The organism is uncultured Rhodospira sp. (assembly GCF_937138205.1).
GTDB lineage: Bacteria > Pseudomonadota > Alphaproteobacteria > Rhodospirillales > Rhodospirillaceae > Rhodospira.
This window is the reverse complement of the sequence record NZ_CAKZOT010000003.1, coordinates 31,532-53,717: the sequence shown is the minus strand read 5'-3', so window position 1 is coordinate 53,717 and position 22,186 is coordinate 31,532. Positions and strand designations below refer to the sequence as shown.

Below are 22,186 nucleotides of genomic sequence, written 5' to 3'. Positions count from 1 at the left end.
CCCCGGCTCCGACAGGTGGATCAGGTCCATGGCCACCCCCGCCCTGATGCGGAACTATGCCCGCACCGACCTTGCCTTCGATCACGGAGAAGGCGCCTGGCTGACGGCCACCGACGGCCGCCGCTTCCTCGACTTCGCCGCCGGCATCGCCGTCTGCGGGCTGGGCCACGCCCACCCGCGCTTGGTCGCCGCCCTGCGCGAACAGGCCGGCAAGCTGTGGCACACGTCGAACCTGTACCGCGTGCCGGGGCAGGAACGGGTGGCCGAGCGCTTGGTGGCCAACTGCTTCGCCGACTCCGTCTACTTCTGCTCCACCGGCCTGGAGGCCAACGAGGCGGCCTTGAAGATGGCCCGCAAGGTGGCGCACGACGAGGGCCACCCCGACAAGGACCGCGTCATCGTCGCCACCGGCGCCTTCCACGGCCGCTCGTTCGCGTCCATGGCGGCCACCGGCAACCCGAAGCACATGGCCGGATACGGTGCCTTGCTGGACGGCTTCGACCGCGTGCCCTTCGGCGACCTGGAGGCCGCCCGCGCCGCCGTCACCGACCGCACGGGCGCGATCTTCGTCGAGCCGGTGCAGGGCGAGGGCGGTGTGCGCCCGCCGCCCGAGGGATACCTGCGGGGCCTGCGGGCGCTGTGTGACGAGCGCGGCCTGCTGTTGATCCTGGACGAGATCCAGACCGGCATCGGCCGCACCGGCACCCTGTTCGCGCACGAGCACGCTGGCATCACCCCGGACATCCTGTCCGCCGCCAAGGGACTGGGCGGCGGGTTTCCGGTTGGCGCCCTGCTGGCCACCGAACGCTGCGCGCGCGTTCTCACCCCCAGCAGCCACGGCACCACCTTCGGCGGCAATCCGCTGGCCATGGCGGTGGCCGAGGCGGTGCTGGACGAGGTGCTGGCCCCCGGGTTCCTGGAGCACGTGCGCCGGATCGGCGCCACCCTGGGCGAGGCGCTCAACGCGGTGGTGGCCGACCATCCCGGCGTGCTGGCCGAGGCGCGCGGCCTCGGCCTGATGTGGGGCTTGGTCTGCACGGTCCCCAACACCGATCTCATCGCCGCCTGCCGCGACCAGGGTCTGTTGCTGGTTCCGGCCTCCGGCAACGTGGCGCGGCTGCTGCCGCCGCTGATCATCGACACCCCCGAGGTGGACGCCGCGATCGCCAAGCTGCGGGCCGCCTGCGCAACGCTGACGACATGACATGACCACCATGCCCAGCCTGAAGCCCGCCCCGGGCGATCCCCGGGCCGGCGGACACCCCCGTCATTTCCTGGACCTGGATGACCTGGACGCGACCACGCTGAACGGCATTCTCGGCTTGGCCCGCGCCATCAAGGCGGACGGGCCGAGCCCGGCCATGGGGACCGACAAGCCCCTGGCCGGCAAGACCCTGGCCCTGATCTTCGAGAAGAACTCGACGCGAACGCGCGTGTCCTTCGAGGTCGCCATGCGCCAGCTCGGCGGCGACGTGATCATGCTGGACGCCGAGAAAAGCCAGCTCGGCCGGGGCGAGACGGTGGCCGACACCGCCCGCGTGCTGTCGCGCTACGTCGACGCCATCATGCTGCGCTCGACCTCGGCCGAGAAACTGGGCGAGATGGCGCGCCACGCCACCGTGCCGGTCATCAACGGCCTGACCGACAAGGCGCATCCGTGCCAGCTCATGGCCGATGTCATGACGTTGCGCGAGTACAAGGGCGAGGACCTCAGCCGCTGCGTCGTGACCTGGAGCGGCGACGGCAACAACGTTGCCACCTCATGGGTCAAAGCGGCGGCCCGCTTCGGCTTTGAACTGCGGCTGGCCTGCCCGGAAAGCCTGCGGGTCGACCGCCAGGTGATGGCCTGGGCGCGCGCCAACGGCGCCCGCCTGAGCGAGGGCGCCGATCCCGAGGCGATGGTGGCCGGTGCCGACTGCGTCGTGACCGACACCTGGGTGTCGATGGGCGACAAGGACGCGGCCAACCGCCACAACATGCTGCGCCCGTTCCAGGTCAACGAGGCGCTGATGGCCCGGGCCGCGCCCGATGCCATCTTCATGCACTGCCTGCCGGCGCACCGGGGCGACGAGGTGACCGACGGCGTCATCGACGGCCCGCAGTCGGCGGTCTGGGACGAGGCCGAGAACCGCCTGCACGCACAGAAGGGGGTGCTGGCCTGGTGCCTGGGCGGGTGAGCGGCCGGGCGGGCGTTGCATTCCCTCGCCGAACCGCTTTTTCGAAGGCCGGTGATGGACCCGAAAAGGAGCCGGACGGAATCGGAAACCCCGTCCGGCTCCCTATAAAGGGTGTGTTCGCCAAAAATTTTTGCCCACATGATGGGCCCACAAAATGGGATGCTCTGGCGCTACCAGACGTTGCCCGGGCCGGGTGTGTAACTCCCCCCGGCCACATGAGTCGCGACCAAAGTATCACACTGCATGATGCCGGTGGACATCGTCACGGCGGCATTGAGTTGAATGCTGGATGCGTTAATGCTGGTCATGGCCGCATTGATTGAAAGGGACCCGGCGCAGTTGAGCGTGATGCCGGATGGCCCGATCATGAGACGGGATTCAAGGACGCTCAAACGGCCCTCCAGCTCCGCGATGCGCGCGGACATGGCCGCCATCACTTCGGCCTGATTGTTTGCGCCGGCCTGCGGCAACGGTTTGCCGGGCGGGGGCTTGCGTCCGAGACCGCCGCCATTCGACCGCCCCGCCGTGGGGGACGTCATCTGCGCCGGGGCGTTGATGGGACGGGCCGGCAGTTTGGCCATGGCCTGCGCCGCGGCCATCGATTTGTTCGGTGGCATGGGGATCTCTCCTGTTCCACGTCTTCCATGTCGCCGCACCCGTCAGACCCCGGTGCTGTCGCGAGTTGCGAACTGCAATTATAACACAGTAATTTTTAGCGATGTTTTTCCACCGCGTCCATGGGCGTCGAAACCCTCAGCCTTTGACGGTTTTCTAACAGATCCCTACCAGATGCCTAACAGATCCGGGGCAACTGCTCGCCGGCCAGCCAGTCGATGATGCGCCGGCCGCCGAACGCCGTTTCCATCTGCACGAAGCGGTCCGGATCGTCCGTCACCGTGCCGATGATCGCCGCCGCCTCGCCCAGTGGGTGCGCTCGCATGGCGGCGAGCAGAGTCTTGGCGTCCTCGGGCGGGCAGATGGCCACCAGCTTGCCCTCGTTGGCCACGGTCAGCGGGTCGAGCCCCAGCAGTTCGCAGGCGTTGCGAACCTCCTCGCGCACCGGCACGTCGGCCTCGCGCACGACCATGCCGACGCCGGACTGGTGGGCGATCTCGTTCAGGGTCGCCGCCAGCCCACCCCGGGTGGGATCGCGCAGCACCCGGATGCCAGGCGCGGCGGCGACCATCGCCGCCACCAGCCCGTTCAGGGGCGCGCTGTCGGAGTGGATCGGCGTTTCGAAGGCCAGGTTCTCCCGCTTCGACAGGATGGCCACGCCGTGGTCGCCGATCGGACCGTTGATGAGGAGCACGTCGCCCGGCCGCGCCCGATCACCGGAGATGTCCAGGCGGTCATCGGTGATGACGCCCACCCCGGCGGTGGTGATGAACAGGCCGTCGCAAGCGCCGCGCTCCACCACCTTGGTGTCACCGGTGACGATGGAGACGCCGGCGTCGCGCGCCGCGCGGGCCATGGATCCGGCGATCCAGGCCAGTTCGCCCAGGGCGAAGCCCTCCTCGATGATGAAGCCGGCGGTCAGGTACAGCGGCACCGCGCCCCCCATGGCCACATCGTTGACCGTACCGTGCACCGCCAATGACCCGATGTCGCCGCCCGGAAAGGCGCGCGGCGTGACGACATGGCCGTCCGTCGTCATCACCAGGCGGCCCTTTGGCATGGCTACGGTGGCCTGATCGTCGCCCCGCCGCAGCGCCGCATTGTCGAAGGCGGCGACGAAGACATCCCGCACCAGTTGGGCCATGGCCCGGCCCCCGGCGCCGTGCGCCATCTCGACGGTGCCCTTGGTCAGGTCAAGCGGGGGATGGGGCGGCATTCTCTCTCCCTTTCGATGGCGTCTGGCGAAGGCGGCCATAGGTCCGCCCATAGGTCCACTGGGCGGCGCACGCCCCCTCGGACGAGACCATGCAGGCCCCCAGGGGCGTGTCGGGCGTGCAGGCGGTCCCGAACAGGCCGCAGTCGCGCGGGTCCAGAACCCCGCGCAGCACCGCGCCGCACTGACAGGCGCGGTGTTCCAGCCCGCGCCGGTCGCCCAGCGCGAAGCGTCGCTCGGCATCCCATCGGGCGTAGCGCTCGCGCAATCGCAGCGCCGAGCGGGGCAGCGCGCCCAGGCCGCGCCACTCGAACGACGGCCGGATCTCGAACACGTCGGCCATCAGCGCCTTGGCGGCGGTGTTGCCGGCCGGTGTCACAGCGCGGATGTACTGGGTCTCGACATCGTGACGGCCGGCGTTCACCTGCCGCATCAGCATCAGCACCCCGTGCAGGATGTCGAGCGGCTCGAACCCGGCGATGACCACCGGGGTCCGGTGTCCCTCGGCGACGAAGGCATAGGCCTCGGCGCCGATCACGGTGGAGACGTGCGCCGGGCCGATGACCCCGTCCAGACTGACGCCGTCGTCCTCGGCGTCGAGGATGGCGCTGAGAGCCGCCGGCGTCAGGACGTGGTTGCAGAAGACGGAGAAGTTGCCCAGCCCCTCCGCCTCGGCCTGTTTCAGGGCCAGGGCCGTGGGCGGCGTGGTGGTCTCGAAGCCGATGGCGAAGAACACCACCGCGCGGTCGGGGTTGGCGCGGGCGATCTCCAGCGCGTCCAGGGTCGAGTAGACCATGCGCACATCGCCGCCGTCGGCGCGCGCCTTCAGCAGGCTGTCGCGACCGGAGCCGGGCACGCGCATCATGTCGCCGTAGGTGCACAGGGTCACACGGTGCTCGCGCACCAGGGCCAGGACCATGTCCAGGCGCCCCACCGGCAGCACGCACACCGGGCAGCCCGGCCCGTGCACCAGACGCACCGCCTCGGGCAGCAGGTCGGCCAGTCCGTGCCGGGCGATGGCGTGGGTGTGGCCGCCGCAGAACTCCATGAAATGGTAGCGCCGGCCGGGCTCGACGGCGTCGGCGATGGCCCGCGCAAGGTCGCGGCCCCGGGCGGGGTCGCGGAATTCGTCGACGTACTTCATGACGGCGCGGGCTCCTCTGTCAGGCTGGCGATCAGGTCGAGGGTCTTTTGCGCCTCTTCGGGCTTCAGCCGCGACAGCGCGAAACCGACGTGCAGCAGCACGTAGTCCCCGACCTCCAGGTCATCCACCAGGGCGACCGAAACCTCCTTGGTGGCGCCGCCGGCATCGACACGCGCCATGTTTTCGGGCAGCAGTTCGACCACGCGGGCGGGCACGGCGAGGCACATGGCAGGGTCCTTTTTTGCTGACCGAATGGGCCAGGGCCCATCGGTCGTCAACGCGGTCACCGCGACACCCCTGTCGCAAGACCTATCACTGTCACACACGTCGGACGGCGGCGCGTTCCGCCTGAACCCCCTCCCCACCTCCCCCATAAATGGGAGAGGAGTCCGGGCGGCGGGCTCCGGCCGGAGTCCTTCCCATGAAATCTATCCGATTCACACATCTTTACTCCCTCTTGTCATTGCGAGGAGCGAAGCGACGAAGCAATCTAGGGCGTATTTTTGCGTTTTACGCTCTGGATTTCTTCACCCTCCTCTTGCGACGAGGGTTTGCAATGACGAGTTACATCGCCTCGCGAGCGAAGAACAGCCGCTTCGGCGGAAAGACGTGTGAGTACGGTAGCATGAATGGGAGAGGACTCCGAGCGGTGGATGCCGCTCGGAGTCCTCCCCGTTCACGGGGAGGGTTGGGGAGGGGTCTTGCGCCGCTCTGTCAGCTTGCGTGAACGCTGGCGGAGAAGTCCGAATACGATACCATTCAGGGAGCGAGGCGCCACGCCCGGACGAAATCGTGGCCCGTCAAGGCCGTCGAAAACCGGGCGGGGCTGACGCCGGCCGGGCCGGCGGCCATTTCTCTACTGGGCCGCCGTGGCCTCGGCCGCCTCCACCAGCACGAATCGGCGCGAGCAATAGGGGCACACCACGTCACGCTCACCCGGCTTGATCTGCAGATACACGCGGGGATGACCCAGCGCGATGCCGATGCCATCGCAAGCCACATCGGGGCTGGTCACCTCGACGGTTTCACTGACGGGGAAGGTGGGTGTGTGCGCCATCGCGCGGCTCCTCGACTTCTGCTCATGGCGTCCTATGTTGGGGGCGGGGCCGCCGTCCGCCGGGCTGCGCCCGCCCAGGCCCCAACGACTGTCGGGTTCAAGGACCTTAGGCATCATAGCTCGGCCCGGCCGGCGCGCAACATCGCGGACGCATGACCGCCTCACCAAACCCGCCGCCCTCAGCCCCTGCGAGGCTTGCCTTGACCGTCGACACCACCGCCCCGGCTTCGGACACCGCCCTTGAGACCGCCCCGGACAACGCCATCGAGATCGAGCGCCTGACCAAGGTCTACCGCGCCAGCGGCGGCCAGCCGCCCCGCAAGGCCCTGGATGAGGTCTCGCTGTCCATTCCGCGCGGCAGCTTTTTCGCGCTGCTGGGGCCGAACGGGGCCGGCAAGTCGACGCTGATCAACGTCATGGCCGGGCTGGTCCTGAAGAGCGCCGGGACCGTGCGCCTGTGGGGCACCGACATCGACCGCAATCCGCGCCAGTCGCGCGCCGCCATCGGGATTGTCCCGCAGGAACTGAACCTCGATCCGTTCTTCACGCCGCGCGAATTGCTGGAAGTGCAGGCGGGCCTGTACGGCCTGTCCCGACGCGAGCGGCGCACGATGGAGATCCTGGACTCGGTCGGCCTGGCCGACAAGGCCGACGCCTACGCCCGCACGCTGTCGGGCGGGATGCGCCGGCGCCTGCTGGTGGCCAAGGCGATGGTGCACAGCCCGCCCATCCTGGTACTGGACGAGCCCACCGCCGGCGTGGACATCGAACTGCGCCAGCACCTGTGGACGATGATCAAGGGCTTGAACGCGCGCGGGACCACGATCCTGCTGACCACGCACTATCTGGAAGAGGCGGAAACGCTGTGCGACCACACCGCCATCATCAACAAGGGGCGGCTGGCGGCGTTTGACACCACGCGCAATCTGTTGCGGCGGCTGGATTCGAAGACCATCACGGTGACCGTCGGCGAGCCGGTGCCGGCGCCCCTGCCGCCGGCGCTGGCGGCGTTGGACGCGTGTCCCAAGGGCACGGACCAGATCGTCGTGCGCTACAAACCCAGCGGCACGCCGGTCGGCGCGATCCTGGAGGCCTTCCGCGCGGCCGGCCTGGAGATCCGCGATCTGGTGACCGAGGAAACCGACCTGGAGGACATTTTTCTCCAGCTCACGCGGGACGCGGCCTGAGCGCGCGCCCGCATGGGGCGTTGCGCTGTCCGGCGGACACCTAAAGATACTCCCAGGGAACGATGCGGACAGCCACGCGGACAGGCCGTGGGCCGCACCGGCCAGAATAGGCGATTCGCCGCATCCGGCATGGCCAGCCCCTGAATTCAAAACAGGGCTTGGAAAAACGGGGCGCCGGACCGCGATATAAGATCGGCCTCGTTGCGCACTTGAAACCAATGAGCGCTCGCTTGGTGGCCGGCCTCCACCAAATGGGGGAGGGCAGAAAATCGCCGCCTCCATCGAAAGGGGAGGTGGGGTGGCCCGGCACCCTCCATCAGATGGGTAAGGCGGAGAAAACGGGTTTACAGAAGACGATATTTAGGCAAATGTTATGTCGAAATTTATCAGACTGTGGCGTTGCGGTTTTCCGTCCGGCAAGGCGTTTGGGATCAAGGCAAGCGGCCAAGCGGATCGGTCAACCATCGCCACCGGAAGGGTGTCCACACCGACGAGGCGTGAGATGCCGAGAAAGGGGTGGCCCAGAAGGGGGTGGATTGCCTTTCAACTGTGACCAAACCAACGATCAGCGACCATCAGGGCGAGAGCTTTGGTGCCAGGTAAGGAGGAAAGGCTCATGGGCTTGAACAAGACTCTTCTCGGCGGTCTCAGCGCGGCCGCGCTCGGGGTTGCCTTTGCGGTTGCAAGCGTCGGCAGCGCCCAGGCGGCGTATGTCGCGCCGACCGCCGTTTATTGGGATAACAACGGGACGGTCGGTTCGGGTCGTGACAGCGCGACTGTCGCGACGGTGAAAGACAAGGACGGCGACTTCTTCAGTCTCGGCCTGGGCGGCAACGCCGTGTTCGACTTCAGCGGCGAATTCACGGCCGGCATCGTCGTCGAGGTGACGTTCAACTGCGGCACTGACTCCGGCGTGTGCCCGAGCCATGGCGAAAAGGCCGATGTCTACGCCTTCAACAATCTCGGCTTTGGTGCGGGAGATTACGTGAAGACAGGCAGGACTACCAATCCGTTTGATGATGAGTACAGCGGCGAGACGGACTTCGCGAAGGTGGCAACCATTCCGAACGCGGAAGCCCAGGACGGCTTTAAGTTCACGGTCGGGACCGCCTTCACGCACCTGGTCTTGGTCGATACCACCGACTCTGGCTCTAATTCGTTTGACGGGTTCGACGTGGATCAGGTCGGCGTCACACCGCTGCCGGCCGCCGCGTGGTTCATGCTGACCGCCCTCGGTGGTCTGTTCGGCTCGCGTTGGCTGAAGGGCCGTCGCGGCGCGCAGCAGGCCGCGTAACCGGCACGTCTCTCCCCCCCCCACACACACAAGGGGAGATCCATCAGCACCGCCCCCGGCATCGGCCGGGGGCGGTGTTTGGTGTTTGGGGGTGTGGTCTCGGGCTTAGTGCCCCCTCGCCCGCCCCCCTATCTGATTCACACATCATTACTCTTCTTCGTCATTGCGAGGAGCGTAGCGACGAAGCAATCCAGAGCGGATACTTGCATTTTTCGCTCTGGATTGCTTCACCCTCGTCTTACGACGAGGGTTCGCAATGACGAGTCGTATCACCGCGCGAGCGAAGTGCCGCCGCTTCGGCGGAAAGAAGTGTGAATATGATAGGCCCGCCCCCCGGGGCACAAAAGGCCCTAAAGGGTCGCCGGAAGCTGGCCCATGCGCCCCAAAAGGTACTCCAGGTCGTCGGACTCGAAATCCACGCCCAGGTCGCCGTACTGGGTCAGCACGCGTTCGATCATGCGCCGGCTGAAACGCTCGCGGTCGTTTTCCAGGCCGTCGTAGGTGGTATGGCCGAACACGTCGACGGCCGCGCGCAGCGCCGGGAACACGCTGTCCGGCAAGCCGGAGCGTTCGTGGATGCCGCGCAGGCCCAGTTCGCCCGAATCGTGGATCAGCTCACGCGCGTTGGTCAGCGAGACACCGGCCAGTTCGGCCATGGCGCATTCCAGAAAGATGAAGTCGCCCATGCAGGCGGCACGAACGATGATCGACGGCGTCAGGCGCTGGTGCTGGCGCAACTGCCGAACCAGCCGCAGGACGCTGTCCTCGGACGAGCCGGTGGACAGGCCGATCGTGGCCCGCTCGCGCGAATGCAACACCAGCTCGGCGGCCGTCGACGCCGACAGGGCATGGCGCTCCAGCAGGCGCTCCCGCAGGGATTCGGAGGCCGTGTTGACCAGCTTCTCGGCGATGGTGATCGGCAGCACGTCACGCTTGATCAGTCCGTCGTGAACCGCCTCGCTGTCGCTGAAGCGGTCGACGATGCGCATCATGGACGTTTCGGTCAGTTCGGCCCCGGTGTTGCCGGCCAGCACCGTCACGGCGCTTTCGGCGCCTTCCGCCGCCAGGGCGTCGGCCACATCGGCCTGCACCACCTTGCGCCCTGCGATGGCCGTCTGTTTGGTTTCGTCGTGGCCGCGCACGATCTCGATCAGGTCCTCGGGCGTCAGCACCTCCGAGAACTGCAGCATCGGCACCGAGACGACGTCGATGTCGCCGGCCAGCGTCTTGGCCAGGTCGTGCGGCACCAGCGGGTTGTCCTTCAGGTTCTCGGACAGGGCCTGACGCACGCGGGCGACAGCATCGCGGGCCATCAGCCGCAGGATGTCCTCGGCCATGCGGCGTTCGGACGCGGTCAGCGAGGTATCGTCGAACTGGCGCGCCAGCTTTTCCGCCGTCTGAACACGGGTCTGGTCGGACGGGTCGGCCAGCAAGCGGTTGACGTCCTCGATCGACAGTCTGTGGTCCGTCATCGTCGTCTGCTCCACACTCCTTGTGCGGCACCCGCCCGAGGGTCTGTCATACGAGCCCTGTCGTATCCTGGCGGTCCGGGTGCCGTGTCGGGACGATCAACGCGCCAGTGTTCGCGGCGCCCTCAGAAGACCGTAATCCGAGCCGGCCGGTTTGTATAGCCATTGGCGCGACCCACCCCGACACGCGAGTCGCCGGGCGGCGCCGACTGGCGCACCGGCCCGGTTTTTTCTACCATCGTCGGGGGAAGCGTCACGGCCGAACCGCCGTTCCCCGGACAGCCGAGGAGACCGTCACCATGCCGAGCGGCGGAGGGATGCAGGCGAACAGGAACCGACGGCTGCCGCGCGACAGCGGCATCCGGTCCTGGCTGAACCGGCTGGCCGTGCTGGTGATGCTGGCGTTGGCGGTGGGGGCGGTGGCAGGGCCGGCGGCCGGCGCGCCGCCGGGGGTGCCGGACGGCTACGCCTACACCCATGCCCTGACCTACCGAATTTTCCGGGGCGACGACCCCATCGGCACGTCGACGGTCGAGGTCTATGCGCGTGGCGCCGACCGGGCCATCGTCACCCGCACCAGCATCGACGTCGCGGTGTTCTTCTATTCGTACACCAGCCGGCACGCCGCCACCGAGGTCTGGGAGAACGGCCGGCTGGTCGCGCTGAAGACCCGGACCAATGACGACGGCGAAGCCTTCGAGGTCTCCAGCACCTACGGCCCCGAGGGGCTGCGCGTGTCGGGAGCGGCCGGCGCGTACACCGTGCCGGCCGGGGTTCCCGCAAAGAGCTTCTGGAACCGCGACATCCTGACGGCGTCGCACGTGATCACCACCAAGCGCGGCGCTTTGGAGCCGGTTCAGACCACGACCCTGGGCCGCGAGACGGTCGAGTTCATCGGCGGCACCGTCAAGGCCACCCGGTCTCGCTTCAAGACCGACGACGTCATCGACCTCTGGTATACGGACGACGGCCTGCTGGTGAAGGCGCTACGGGACTCCATCGGCGGGGATATCCTCTACCTGCTCGATACCACGGGATAGCGGGTCAGCCGCCGGCAAGCCGCCTGATCACCGCGTTCAGGCACGCGCGACCGGTGGGCGTGGCGCGCAGCCAAGGGCCGTCCCAGGTCACAAGGCCCAGGTCCACCGTCTCGGCCAGACCGGCGGGATCGAGGCTGTCCGCCAGCGCCCGTCCGCACAGAAGCTCGAAGCGCGCGGCGTTGATGCCCTCGGTCAGGCGCAGCCCCATCAGCAGCAGTTCGGTGGCCCGGTCGTCGGGCGCCAGCGTCTCGCGCGCCGCCAGACCGTCGCCGCGCGCCTCCACCCGGGCCAGCCACGCGGCGGGGCTGGCGACGCACCGCGTCGCGCTCCCGCCCAGGCGCCCGTGCGCCCCCGGACCGATCCCCGCATAGTCGCCGCCGCGCCAGTACACCAGATTGTGCCTACATTCGGCCCCCGGGCGGGCGTGGTTGGAGACCTCGTAGGCCGGCCGTCCGGCCGCCGCCGTGACCTCCTGCGTCACCTCGAACAGGTCGGCCGCCGTGTCCTCGTCCGGCGGCGTCAGCGTGCCGTCGCGCAGCGCCTGAAAAAAGGCCGTGCCCGGCTCGATGGTCAACTGATACAGCGACAGGTGATCCAGGCCGAGGGCCAGGGCTTCGGCCAGTTCGGCCGCCCAGGCCTCGGGCGTCTGGCCCGGACGGGCATGGATCAGGTCCACCGACACACGGTCGAACACCGCGCGGGCGTGGTCCAGTGCCGCCAGCGCCTCGGCCCGATCGTGGCGCCGGCCGAGCGCGCGCAAGGCCGCGTCGTCCAACGCCTGTACCCCCAGCGACAGGCGGTTCACCCCGGCCGCCCGCGCGCTGGCGAAGCGCACTTGGTCCACCGCGCCCGGATTCGCCTCCAGGGTGACCTCCAGATCGGGCGCCAGCGGCCACAGCCGCGCCGCCGCGTCCAGCACCGCCGCGAGGGTGGCCGGTTCCATCAATGACGGCGTGCCGCCGCCGAAGAACACGCTGGTCAGCGGCCGGCGCGGGGCGGTGGCCGCGAGGGTCTCCAGTTCGCGGACGTAGGCCCGCGCCCAGCGGGTCTGGTCGGGCTGGTCGATCACATGGCTGTTGAAGTCGCAGTAGGGGCACTTCGACAGGCACCACGGCCAGTGCACGTACAGGCCAAAGCCTTCGTCCCCGGGATCCTCGGTGCCGGCCGGGGGTGTCATAGGGCCAGGGATCACCGCCGGCATCGTGGTTGTGGGTGTCATCATCCTGGCAACCGTGATGCTGTGGTAGGCAAAGGGGGACGCAGCCTGGGCGGTCAGCCTTTCGCAGGGCGCCCAGGTCGCAGCGACGTGCCGGGACGCCGGGGACGCCCGGACATGGACGGGCGGTAAAGAGCGCTAAACACGGCCGGGCGTTGGTCCATCGCCCGCAGCGCCAGCCGGATGGGCGACGGGAGGCGGTCCGCGTCGTGGTACCGCTGAATCGTTCGCGGGCTGGTATCCAGCATGGCAGCGGTCTCTCGGTTGTTCAGGCCATGGCGTCCCTGCCACGCGCGAAGATCGGCGCCCGACAGCGGGCGTTGGGCCTCCGCCATCTCCAGCACGGTATCGCTGGCAATGTCCATCAGGCTGGTGTCGTCATCGCCCCAGACAATGGAAAAGCCATCCTCGCCCGGGTGCGCCGTGGCAAAGACAACCGGATCGCGCGCCGGTTCGAACACCGGATCGCCGAACACAACGCCCGTCATGTCCAGGCACAGAACCCGGCCCCGGGTCAGCGTCACCGTGAGCGTGTAATCCGGTCCGGCATCGACCGACAGGATCGTGGGGTGCCAGTCTTCCGGATCAGAGGGACCGGGGCCGAGCATCATCGTGTCCGCAGCGTCGTCGTAAATGCTGGGCATTGCCTTCTCCCTAGGTCCTAAGTGGGTTCAGGCGGTCAAACGCCGCCCTGGCTTGGTGCCGGTTTTCCGCCAGCCATTCGGCGACGATCTTGCGGGTCCTGTTGGACAGGGCGCCGGCGAGGATCGTGCCCGTCTCAATGTCCACCACGGCCCGTTCCGACGCCGCGTAGACATGAACATGGGCTGGGGGATGGTCGCCGCTGTAGATGCGGATGATCACGCCCCCAATACTCGCCAGTTTCACCATCTCCGCCCCTCAATCCTAACGACGATGTTGTAGCGCCAGAATGGCCGCCTTTCAAGACAAAGCGGCCAAAATGGCGTTCCCTTCGTGCGACGGCAGGCCAAACGCCGGGTGGCGGGTGGACGCCCGTTCCCGCCCGGCCCATATTCCCTGATCGGGCGACCCTGGCGCGGCTCGTGACCAACTCAGACCCAAGCATGAATGGCTCCATGACGACGAGCGGACATCAGGCAACGCCGAACACCCCATCCCCCCCGCGCCCGCCCGCTCCGCTCGACCGGCGCCTGTCCGTCGCGCCGATGATGGACTGGACAGACCGGCACGACCGCTTTTTCCTGCGGCTGCTGAGCCGGCGTACCCTGCTCTATACCGAGATGGTCACCACCGGCGCCCTGCTGTTCGGCGACCCGGCGCGCCACTTGGACCACCATCCGGCCGAGCACCCCCTGGCGCTGCAACTGGGCGGCAGCGACCCGGAGGCCCTGGCCGCCTGCGTGCGGCTGGCGGCGCCCTGGGCCTTTGACGAGATCAACCTGAACGTCGGCTGCCCCTCCGACCGCGTGTCCAGCGGCCGGTTCGGCGCCTGCCTGATGGCCGAACCCGACCTGGTGGCCGAGTGCGTGGCCGCGATGGCCGAGGCCACGGACCGTCCGGTCACCGTCAAGCACCGCCTGGGTATCGACGACCTGGACAGCGACGACCTCCTGCACCGGTTCGTCGCCCGCGTGGCCGACGCCGGGTGCCGGGTGTTCATTGTCCACGCCCGCAAGGCCTGGCTGAACGGCCTGAGCCCGAAGGAAAACCGCGAGATCCCGCCGTTGCAGCCGGAGCGCGTGCGGCGCCTGAAGGCCGCGTTTCCGCACCTGACTTTCGTCCACAACGGCGGGGTCCGGTCCCTGGACGCGGTGGGGCCGCTGTTGGCCGACCTGGACGGCGTCATGATCGGCCGCGCCGCCTATGAAACGCCGTGGATCCTGGCCGAGGCCGACCGTGCCGTGTTCGGCGACGCCGGCACCTCGATGCCGGACCGCGCGGCCGTCGCACAAGCCATGGCCGCCTATGCGGCCGAGGTGGTGGCGCGGGGCGTGCCGGTGCAGGCCATCACCCGCCACATCCTGCCGCTGTTCCACGGCGTGCCGGGTGCCCGCGCCTGGCGCCGCCACCTGAGCGAGCACGCGCACCGCCCCGGCGCCGGCCCCGAGGTCATCCTGGACGCCCTGGCGCTGTGCACCCGGGCGCGGCCCGACGCGGCGTGAGCCTGGGCGGGCATGAAACTTTTTGGGCCGGGCGCGCCGTACAGTGGCCCGGTGGCGCTCGGGGCGATATGCTCGCCGACGGTCGACACGCAGGGGAGGCAAGGGCATGGGCCTGTTCAACGGAAATCGCGCGGCGTGGGGGCGCCTGGTCGGGCTGGCGCTGGCGGCCGGCCTGTTGGCCGGCTGCGAAACCATGCCGGGCGGCACGGCGCGGGATCCCGCCTCGGCGCCACCTCCCGAGCCCGACGCCCAGGCCGAGGCGCAAAAGCCGGCGCCGCCGAAACCGGTCGGCCCGACGCCGGTGGCCCTTTTGGTGCCGCTGAGCGGTCCGCAGGCGGACACCGGCGCGCGCCTGCGCGCGGCCGCCATGCAGGCGCTGACACCGGAGCGGGCGGCCGTGGTGCGCCTGGACGTGCATGACACCGCTTCGACGCCCGAGGGCGCCCGCGCCGCCGCCCACGCGGCCGTGGCCCAGGGGGCCAAGGTGGTGCTCGGCCCGGTTTACTCGGTGACCGCCCAGGCCGCCAAGCCCATCCTGGCGGGCGCGGGCATCCCCATACTGGCCCTGTCCAACAACCCGGCGGTGGCGGGTGAGGGCTTGTTCCTGCTCGGACACCTGCCGGGTCAGCAGGCCGAGGTGCTGCTTGATTACGCCGCCGCCCAGGGCCACGGCCGGATCGCCCTGGTCGGCCCGGATACCGCCTACGCCCGACTGGTGGCCGACGAGACCCGCCGCCATGCCGCGCGGGGTCGCGTCCAACTCGTGGACAGCCGCCTGTTTCCGCCACAGACGGAGTACGACAGCCAGGTGGACCTGGTGCGCGAGGTGGCCGAGATCGGCCCCACCGGCGTGATCATTCCCACCAGCGGCCTGTCCCTGGCGGGACTGTCTGCCTTGTTCACGTATTATGATGCCGTGCCGCCGGAGGTGCGGCTTCTGGGCACCGATCTGTGGCACCGGGCCGAGACCTACGCCGAAGGCTCGCTGCACGGCGCCTGGTACGTGACGGCCACCATACCGCCGAGCACGGTCGACGAGGCAGTCGAGGAAACGTCGGAGGACACCGAAACCGACGCCGACGCTGGCGCCGACGCGGGGGATCCCGAGGCGTCGGGCGGTACGGCCCCCGACCAGACGTCCGACGAGATGTCCGACGAGACGAGCAACGACGTGGCGCCCGCCCCGTCCGAGGGCGCGGCGGAGGCCGGGGATACGGACGACGCCGAGGCGGCCCCAGACAAGCCGGCGGACGAGCCGGGGGACGAACAGGCGGAAGAAGAAGAGGACGACACCCCGCCCCTTCAACTGACGGCCGGCCCCGGTCCGCTTGACCGGCTGATGATGGATGCCGTCGCCCTGGCCGCCGCCTGGGCGGCCGAGCGGTCCTCCGGTGCCGCGTCCGCCGGTACCGACGCGTTCCTGGTCGATCCGGCGGGGTTCCGGGGGTTTTCCGGGCTGTTCCGGCTGCTGCCCAGCGGCCTGAACGAACGCGGCCTGAACGTTTTGGAAGTCACACCGGATGGCCCGCGCATGGTGCGGCCCGCGCCCCCATCATTTGCAAGCGTCCGCCCGCCCGCCGACATCATCGGCCCGGCGGACGTCTCGCGTCACCCCTGGCTGGCCGCCGAACAGGGCAGGCCGGCGCCCGCCGCCGACGCCGAGCCACCGGCGATCGAGGCCCCAATGACCGAGGCCGAACCGCCGCAAACGGCGCCACCGGGCGCCACTGACGCGTGCCGATGGGAGCGCACCTGCATCGGCGGCACGTGCCGGACAAGTCGGGTTTGCGGGCCGACAAGCTGACGGCGCGGGCGGCCGGTTACCGGTGGCCCGTGAACGCCCGCAGCAGTCCGCCGAGCGACCCACCCCCCCGTTGTTTCTCGACGTATTGCTGGTGGTAATCCTCGGCCGGCCAGAACGGGCCGGCGGGCTCGATCTCGGTGGCCACCGGCCGGCGCATCCGCCCGGAGGCGTCCAGCGCCGCGCGGCTCTTCTGCGCCGTGGCCGCCTGCTCGGCGTCGTGCGTGAAGATGACGCTGCGGTACTGGCTGCCGACGTCCGGCCCCTGGCGGTTGACCTGGGTGGGGTCGTGGGTCTGCCAGAACACGTCCAGCAGTTGGTCATACGTGATGACGGCCGGGTCGTATTCGACCCGCACGACCTCGGCGTGTCCCGTCGTGTCCGAGCAGACCATCTCGTAGGTGGGGTGGTCGACGTGCCCGCCGGCATAGCCGACGGACGTGCCGGTCACGCCCTCGGTGTCGCGGAATGTCTGTTCCACCCCCCAGAAACAGCCCGCGCCGAAGGTGGCGGTGTGTGTGGGCATGTGTGCGGTTCTCCCTATACGAAAGACCGGAGTCACTCTCGGTCGTTCGCATATGGGCGGAGGGGGCGCCGCTCACAAGCGGTCCGCCGGCCGCGCGCGCTATTCGGCGGGCGCGGCCTCGGCGGCCGGCAGCGGCCGCTCACGCGGCAGGCGGATGCCCACAACGATGACCAGCGCGGCCAGCGCCGCCAGCAGCAGGTACAGCGCGCTGAAGTCGCCCGTCGTGGCCCGCACCCAGGCCACCAGCGGCACCGCCAGTCCGCTGATGCCGAAGGCCAGCACGAACTTCATGCCGTAGGCGCGGGAACGCCACGCCGGCGGCGTGTACTTGGCCAGCAGGCTGTTCTCGGCCGGCAGGGCGCCGGTGTTGAAGGTCACCATCATCAGCATCACCAGCAGCAGCGGCAAACCGGTCGCCGCCGCCGCCAGCGCCAGGAACGGCGCCTGCACCACGTACATGCCGACGTAGACGACTTTCAGCGGGTAGCGGTCGGCCAGGTGGCCGCTGACGATCTGAAACATCCCGGCGATGGCGTAAACGAGCATTACCGCCACGCCGATGCCGCTGGCACCCTCGCCGAACAGGTCGCCCAGGCGTTCCTCGAACACCTTGGGCATACTGGCCTGCGTGGCCTGATAGATGATCCCGCCGACCAGCATGGTCAGGGCGATGATCATGTAGACCCGCGCCGTATCGCGCTTGTCTGGCGGCGGATCGCTCCGCGCGTCGATCTTGGTCTCGATGATCACGCCGCGCCAGACCAGCCACAGGAACGCCAAGCCGAGGCCCACGGTCACGACCCCGGGGATCAGGAACGCCGAGCGCCAGCCGAAGGCGTCGATCAGAAGGCCGGCCATCAGGCCGCCGGCCGCCGGTCCGAAACCACCAAAAGCGCCGTTCACACCCAACGCCTGGCCCCGGTTGACGGCGTTGCGCACCAGCCAGGCGATGCCCACCGGGTGGTAGATCGATCCGAACAGCCCCAGGAAGCCCAGGGCGATGGCCATTTCCAGCGGACTGCCCGCCAGCCCGGCCCAGATGGCGCTGGCGCCGATGCCCAGGAAATACGCGGCCATCATGCCGGTGGCGCTCCAGCGGTCGCCCAGCCACCCCGCGAACGGCGCGGCGATGCCGAACAGCAGCTTGCCGACCAGGATCAGGGCCAGCGCCGCCTCGTAGGAGATGTCGAAGTACGCCGGTAGCACCAGGGCGACCACGTAGAAGATCGGCTCGAACACATGGCTGATGGAATGCCCGACGCAGGAAAAGCTCAGCGCCGTGCGGGCCTGCACGGGGGTCATGAACCGCTACCTAGGTGGTTGTCGCAAATGACCCTCACTGTCGCACCGGCGGCGAGGGCACGCAAGCCGGCCGTCACGTGCGATGGATGATGCCCCAGTTCTGGATGCGACCCCGGGCGCCGGGCGCGAAGGGCCGTGTCTGCCCCATGTGGGAGCCCCAGAAGTCCACCGAGAACCCACCCTGACCGGCGTTGTAGACAAAGGGACGGTTGCCGCTGATCTCCTGGACGTGGACGTTGGCGTCCCACGGGTCGCAGACGGTGGCGTAGCTGGTGCCCATGAACGTCCGCACTGTGTCGATGACCGCCCAGTGGGCGCCGCCGGCATCCCAGTCCACGCCGATGATGACGGGATTGACGGTCACCGTCGGCCCGGGCGCGGCGACCACGCCCACCCAATTGATGATGCTGCGCGAGGCCTGGGCGGCGGACAGCTGGCTCCAGGTCCAGCGGCCGCAGTTCAGGCTGTTGAGCACCGTCACCAGGTGGTTCGGGTGGGTGCCCTGTGTCGCCGGCTGGTACCGCCCGCCCGACGCCCGAGAATAGGCGTTGTAGATCGCCGTGTTGACATGCACGGCCTGGGTGCCGGGCCGCAGCTTGTTGATCTTGAACACGCACATCAGCACGCTGGCGATGCCGCACGACATGTTGTTTTCCTGGCCGTACACCAGGTGAACGTCTCCGAAGCGGGTGAAGCGACTGAACCAGGCCATGGACGGTCCTCCTGCGAGACGGGACTCGAGGGACGCATGGTCGAGGTCACGGCGGCAGCCCTGTCCCGCGCCCAATCCCCCACTGGTGCACACGGGTATTCAACGGATCATGCGCTTGTTCCGATCCCGCGACAAATGAAAATCAAGGGTCATGGCCCCTCGACCCACCGCGATCGCGAATCCGGCCCTGTCGCGCCGTCCGGTCCGCCGGGTCGCGAGAACCAGTGGTGTCTAGCGAAATTCCGAGCAACCGCGTGGAGTGCGGTGCCGGTCGGACGTGTCGGGACGCGGGTCACCCGGGTCAGTCCGAGTCGCGTGGGTGCCGTACATGCGCAATGCCGGCGCGCACCGCCGGAACACCCCACACGGCGGCGGTCACCAGGGCCAGCCCCAGCGCCCCCGGCCGCTCGACGAGCACGGCCGGGTCGCCGCCCGCCTTCATCAGCGACGTCAGGGCCATTTCCTCGATCAGCGGCCCCAGCACCAGCCCCAGGACAACCGGCGCCAGGGGGACCCGCCCCCGCTCCATCAGCAGGCCCAGCACCCCGGCGGCCATGGTCACCACCAGGGCCGTCGTCGTGCGCTCGACGGCGTAGCTTCCCACCAGACAGACGCCCAGGATCAGCGGCATCAGCACCACCGGCGGCGCCGCCAGCAGCGGCCGCGCCAGGGCAAGGGCCAACAGGCCGGCGGGGACCAGCAGCAGGTTGGCCAGCAGAAAGGCCAGAAGCACGGCCGCCATGGTGTCGCCGTGCAGCAGGAACGCCGCCGGTCCCGGCGTGATCCCGTTGAGCATCAGCACGCCGATGACGATGGCGGTCAGGGAATCGCCGGGAATGCCGAGCACGGTCGCCGGCACCAGGGCGCCGCCGATGGCCGCGTTGTTGGCGGCGCCGGCCGGGGCGATGGCGTCGAGGTCATGGTCGTCCTCGCCTTTGGTGCGACCGGGTGTCAGCCGGCGGGCCACGGCCTGGGCCACATAGGCGGCGATGTCGGCCCCGGCGCCCGGGATCGCGCCGATCACCACCCCGACGCCGCCGCCCAGGGCGATGGCGCGGCGCCGCCGACCGAGCGCTTGACCGAGACCGGCGAACACGGGGCCAATACGGGGCGGCGCCCTCTCGTCCGTCTTCGGGTCCAGGGCGTGAGCCAGCACGCGCGAAACCGCGAACAGACCGATCATGACCGGGATCAGGCCAAGCCCACCGCTCAGGTCCGTCAGGCCGAAGGTCAGGCGCGGCTGTCCGGACACCGGATCCAGCCCCACCAGCGCCAGCGCCAGCCCGATCAGCACCGCCAGCGCGCCGCGCGGGGGCGACGGCCCGGCCACCACGGCGGCGGCGCTCAGGCCCAGCACCGCCAGCCAGAAGCGCTCGACGGTGCTCATGTGCAGCGCCAGGCCGGCCAGCGCCGGCGCGCCCAGGAGCAGCACGAGGGCGCCCGCCACGCCGCCCACGGCGGCGCACACCAGGCCGGTGCCCAGCGCCAGCCCGGCCCGGCCGCGTCGGGCGAGGCGATGCGCCGCCTCGGCGTAGGCGGCCGAGGCGGGTGTGCCCGGCACCCGCAGCAGCGCCCCCGGCAGATCGCCGGCGGTGATGGCCACGGCCGCCAGGGTGACGACCCCGGCCAGCGCCGGCAGCGGCTCCAGCAGCAGGGCGAACGGCACCAGCAGCGCCACGCCCAGCGTCGCGGTCAGGCCGGGCAGCGCTCCCACCACCAAGCCCAACACGGCGGCGCCGGCCATCACCGCCAGCACCTGCGGCGTCAGAAGAAGGGCCAGCGCCGCGCCCAGCGCCGCCGGCGTCATGTCCACGGCGGGACGCCCGCAAGCGGACCGAGTGGCAGCGGCACCCGCAGCAGGCCGCCCAGCAGCGCCAACAGCGCCCCCGTCATGGCCACCGCCAGCAGCATGGCGCGCCCGGGGGGCATTCCGTGCCAGGCCAGCAGCGGCGCCAGCACCAACGGCAGGCCGAGCGCGACGCCCACGGTCTCCAGCGTGGCGGCCAGCGCCAGCGGCAGGGCGATGGCCAGCGCCAAGCCGGTCAGCCCGGTGCGGTCGGGCCGGGACGGCGCCGGGTCATGCGGTTCGCGCCGCGCCACCATCAGCGCCGCGCCCACGCCCAGCAGGCCCAGGCCGACCACCGCCGGCAGCACCCCCGGCCCGATCGGCAGGGGCGGCACCGGCCGCGCCTGCATCGCCACGCCGATCAGCCCCGCGCCGACAAGAACGGCGGCGGCGCCGGCGATCACAACCCCAGATCCCGGATCATGGCGTGAACACGCTGCTCCTCGGCGCGCATGAAGGCCTCGAACGCCGCCGCGTCGCGCCAGCGCAGGCCGAAGCCGTGCGCCGCCATCTCGGCCCGGAAATCCGGATCGTGGACGATGTCGCGCAGGGCCGCCTCAAGCCGCCGGGTGATGGCCTCGGGCAGGTCGGCGGGACCCACCACGCCGCGCCACGCCCCCAGCGTCAGCGTCAGGCCGGCCGCCTCCTCCAGGGTGGGGACGTCCGGGAACGCGGCCAGCCGCTGGTCGGCGAACACCGCCAGGGCTCGCACCAGGCCGGCGTCCAGAAAAGCCCGCGCCTCCGGCAGCGAACACGGCACCACGTCCAGCCCGCCGGCCGCCAGATCCTGCAACGAGGCGTTGGCGCCCTGGCTAGGAATCATGCGCACCCGCGCCGGGTCGATGTCCCAGGCCGCCAGCAGCGAGGCGACGGCGATCGGCCACGACCCGCCACAGCCGCCGGCGCAGCCGATGGTCACCCCCGTCGGGTCGGCCTTGATGGCGTCCAGCGCCGCCGGCAGATCCGGCCACGGGCTGTCGGCCCGCGCCTGGAAGCCGGCCGGATCGAAGTTGTACTGGGCGATGGGCGTGACATCGTCGACGTCGAAATCGGCCTGCCCCAGCGCCTTGTAGTGGGCGAAGTTGTAGAGAATGCCCAGCGTGTAGCCGTCCGGCCGCGCGCCGGTCATGGCGCCGATGCCGACCACGCCGCCGCCCTGGCCCTGGTTGATGACCGTGAACGGCTGGCCGAAGCGGGCCTCCAGGCGTTCGGCGAGCATCCGCCCCGTCAGGTCGGTGCCGCCGCCGGCCCCGGACGGCACGATCAGCGTGACCGGCCGTTCCGGCCACTCAGTCCGCGCCGACGCCGCCGTCCACGCGACCGCGACCATGGCGACGATCACGACCGCGAGGGACAGCACCGCCGCCCTGCCGAGGATCCGTGTGTGGTGGCTGTTCATGCGCGCCCCCTCCCTGCCGCGCGTTTATGGACGTTCGGGAGGCT

At 69.8% G+C, this 22,186-nt stretch carries 22 protein-coding genes; 7 read left to right on the top strand and 15 right to left on the bottom strand.

Features of this window, described 5'->3' with window-relative positions; translation table 11 throughout:
* Positions 1–28: 28 nt before the first annotated feature.
* Positions 29–1,204, top strand: a complete 1,176-nt coding sequence (locus Q0309_RS00665) for an aspartate aminotransferase family protein (RefSeq protein WP_299436193.1) — start codon at positions 29–31, stop codon at positions 1,202–1,204.
* A gap of 1 nt (position 1,205) precedes the next feature.
* Positions 1,206–2,177 (top strand): ornithine carbamoyltransferase, encoded by a 972-nt coding sequence (argF, locus tag Q0309_RS00660; RefSeq protein WP_299436190.1) that lies wholly within the window; start codon positions 1,206–1,208, stop codon positions 2,175–2,177.
* A 170-nt stretch (positions 2,178–2,347) separates the two neighbouring features.
* Here argF and Q0309_RS00655 read toward each other — a convergent pair whose 3' ends face one another.
* The 5 genes from Q0309_RS00655 to Q0309_RS00635 all read right to left on the bottom strand — a co-directional run bounded on the left by Q0309_RS00655 (position 2,348) and on the right by Q0309_RS00635 (position 6,206).
* Complete coding sequence (locus Q0309_RS00655) at positions 2,348–2,794, bottom strand: hypothetical protein (RefSeq protein WP_299436187.1); 447 nt, start codon at positions 2,792–2,794, stop codon at positions 2,348–2,350.
* A 176-nt stretch (positions 2,795–2,970) separates the two neighbouring features.
* Positions 2,971–4,008, bottom strand: a complete 1,038-nt coding sequence (hypE, locus tag Q0309_RS00650; protein WP_299436184.1) for a hydrogenase expression/formation protein HypE — start codon at positions 4,006–4,008, stop codon at positions 2,971–2,973.
* Positions 3,986–5,149 (bottom strand): hydrogenase formation protein HypD, encoded by a 1,164-nt coding sequence (gene hypD, locus Q0309_RS00645; protein WP_299436181.1) that lies wholly within the window; start codon positions 5,147–5,149, stop codon positions 3,986–3,988. Before hypD ends, hypE begins: the two co-directional genes overlap by 23 nt.
* Positions 5,146–5,376, bottom strand: coding sequence for a HypC/HybG/HupF family hydrogenase formation chaperone (locus tag Q0309_RS00640; RefSeq protein WP_299436178.1), 231 nt, complete (start codon positions 5,374–5,376; stop codon positions 5,146–5,148). Before Q0309_RS00640 ends, hypD begins: the two co-directional genes overlap by 4 nt.
* A 629-nt stretch (positions 5,377–6,005) precedes the next feature.
* Positions 6,006–6,206 carry a zinc-finger domain-containing protein gene (locus Q0309_RS00635; RefSeq protein WP_299436175.1) on the bottom strand — a complete coding sequence of 67 codons (201 nt, stop codon included), beginning with the start codon at positions 6,204–6,206 and terminating at the stop codon, positions 6,006–6,008.
* 152 nt (positions 6,207–6,358) lie between these two features.
* Between Q0309_RS00635 and Q0309_RS00630 the strand changes: the two genes are divergently transcribed.
* Positions 6,359–7,393 carry an ABC transporter ATP-binding protein gene (locus tag Q0309_RS00630; RefSeq protein WP_299436172.1) on the top strand — a complete coding sequence of 345 codons (1,035 nt, stop codon included), beginning with the start codon at positions 6,359–6,361 and terminating at the stop codon, positions 7,391–7,393.
* A gap of 616 nt (positions 7,394–8,009) precedes the next feature.
* Entirely contained in the window at positions 8,010–8,687 is a 678-nt protein-coding gene (locus tag Q0309_RS00625; protein ID WP_299436170.1) for a VPLPA-CTERM sorting domain-containing protein, read from the top strand.
* Between the two features lie 350 nt (positions 8,688–9,037).
* Here the strand turns inward: Q0309_RS00625 and Q0309_RS00620 are convergent, their stop codons facing one another.
* Positions 9,038–10,159, bottom strand: a complete 1,122-nt coding sequence (locus Q0309_RS00620) for a DUF2336 domain-containing protein (protein ID WP_299436167.1) — start codon at positions 10,157–10,159, stop codon at positions 9,038–9,040.
* 296 nt (positions 10,160–10,455) lie between these two features.
* Between Q0309_RS00620 and Q0309_RS00615 the strand changes: the two genes are divergently transcribed.
* The gene (locus Q0309_RS00615) at positions 10,456–11,196 is read left to right on the top strand and encodes a DUF6134 family protein (RefSeq protein WP_299436164.1); all 741 of its coding nucleotides are present in this window, start codon (positions 10,456–10,458) and stop codon (positions 11,194–11,196) included.
* 4 nt (positions 11,197–11,200) lie between these two features.
* Here Q0309_RS00615 and hemW read toward each other — a convergent pair whose 3' ends face one another.
* From hemW to Q0309_RS00600, 3 genes are all read right to left on the bottom strand, one after another.
* Entirely contained in the window at positions 11,201–12,373 is a 1,173-nt protein-coding gene (gene hemW / locus Q0309_RS00610; RefSeq protein ID WP_299436161.1) for a radical SAM family heme chaperone HemW, read from the bottom strand.
* A 95-nt stretch (positions 12,374–12,468) separates the two neighbouring features.
* Positions 12,469–13,056: a DUF2442 domain-containing protein gene (locus Q0309_RS00605; protein WP_299436158.1), complete on the bottom strand. Its 588-nt coding sequence runs from the start codon at positions 13,054–13,056 to the stop codon at positions 12,469–12,471.
* Between the two features lie 10 nt (positions 13,057–13,066).
* On the bottom strand, positions 13,067–13,303 hold the full coding sequence (locus Q0309_RS00600) for a DUF4160 domain-containing protein (protein ID WP_299436155.1): 237 nt from the start codon (positions 13,301–13,303) through the stop codon (positions 13,067–13,069).
* A 206-nt stretch (positions 13,304–13,509) separates the two neighbouring features.
* On the opposite strand from Q0309_RS00600, the gene dusA reads away from it, so the two are divergent.
* Entirely contained in the window at positions 13,510–14,556 is a 1,047-nt protein-coding gene (dusA, locus tag Q0309_RS00595) for a tRNA dihydrouridine(20/20a) synthase DusA (RefSeq protein WP_299436152.1), read from the top strand.
* Positions 14,557–14,662: 106 nt separating this feature from the next.
* Complete coding sequence (locus tag Q0309_RS00590) at positions 14,663–16,360, top strand: penicillin-binding protein activator (RefSeq protein ID WP_299436149.1); 1,698 nt, start codon at positions 14,663–14,665, stop codon at positions 16,358–16,360.
* 16 nt (positions 16,361–16,376) lie between these two features.
* Here the strand turns inward: Q0309_RS00590 and msrA are convergent, their stop codons facing one another.
* The 6 genes from msrA to Q0309_RS00560 all read right to left on the bottom strand — a co-directional run bounded on the left by msrA (position 16,377) and on the right by Q0309_RS00560 (position 22,142).
* Positions 16,377–16,883 (bottom strand): peptide-methionine (S)-S-oxide reductase MsrA, encoded by a 507-nt coding sequence (gene msrA / locus Q0309_RS00585; RefSeq protein WP_299436146.1) that lies wholly within the window; start codon positions 16,881–16,883, stop codon positions 16,377–16,379.
* 99 nt (positions 16,884–16,982) lie between these two features.
* Positions 16,983–18,185 carry an MFS transporter gene (locus Q0309_RS00580; RefSeq protein ID WP_299436143.1) on the bottom strand — a complete coding sequence of 401 codons (1,203 nt, stop codon included), beginning with the start codon at positions 18,183–18,185 and terminating at the stop codon, positions 16,983–16,985.
* A gap of 73 nt (positions 18,186–18,258) precedes the next feature.
* Positions 18,259–18,897, bottom strand: a complete 639-nt coding sequence (locus Q0309_RS00575) for a hypothetical protein (RefSeq protein WP_299436140.1) — start codon at positions 18,895–18,897, stop codon at positions 18,259–18,261.
* Positions 18,898–19,198: 301 nt separating this feature from the next.
* Positions 19,199–20,704 carry a tripartite tricarboxylate transporter permease gene (locus tag Q0309_RS00570; RefSeq protein ID WP_299436217.1) on the bottom strand — a complete coding sequence of 502 codons (1,506 nt, stop codon included), beginning with the start codon at positions 20,702–20,704 and terminating at the stop codon, positions 19,199–19,201.
* Complete coding sequence (locus tag Q0309_RS00565) at positions 20,701–21,147, bottom strand: tripartite tricarboxylate transporter TctB family protein (protein ID WP_299436136.1); 447 nt, start codon at positions 21,145–21,147, stop codon at positions 20,701–20,703. Before Q0309_RS00565 ends, Q0309_RS00570 begins: the two co-directional genes overlap by 4 nt.
* Positions 21,144–22,142 carry a tripartite tricarboxylate transporter substrate binding protein gene (locus tag Q0309_RS00560; RefSeq protein WP_299436134.1) on the bottom strand — a complete coding sequence of 333 codons (999 nt, stop codon included), beginning with the start codon at positions 22,140–22,142 and terminating at the stop codon, positions 21,144–21,146. The genes Q0309_RS00565 and Q0309_RS00560 overlap by 4 nt, the downstream gene beginning before the upstream one ends.
* Positions 22,143–22,186 lie beyond the last annotated feature (44 nt).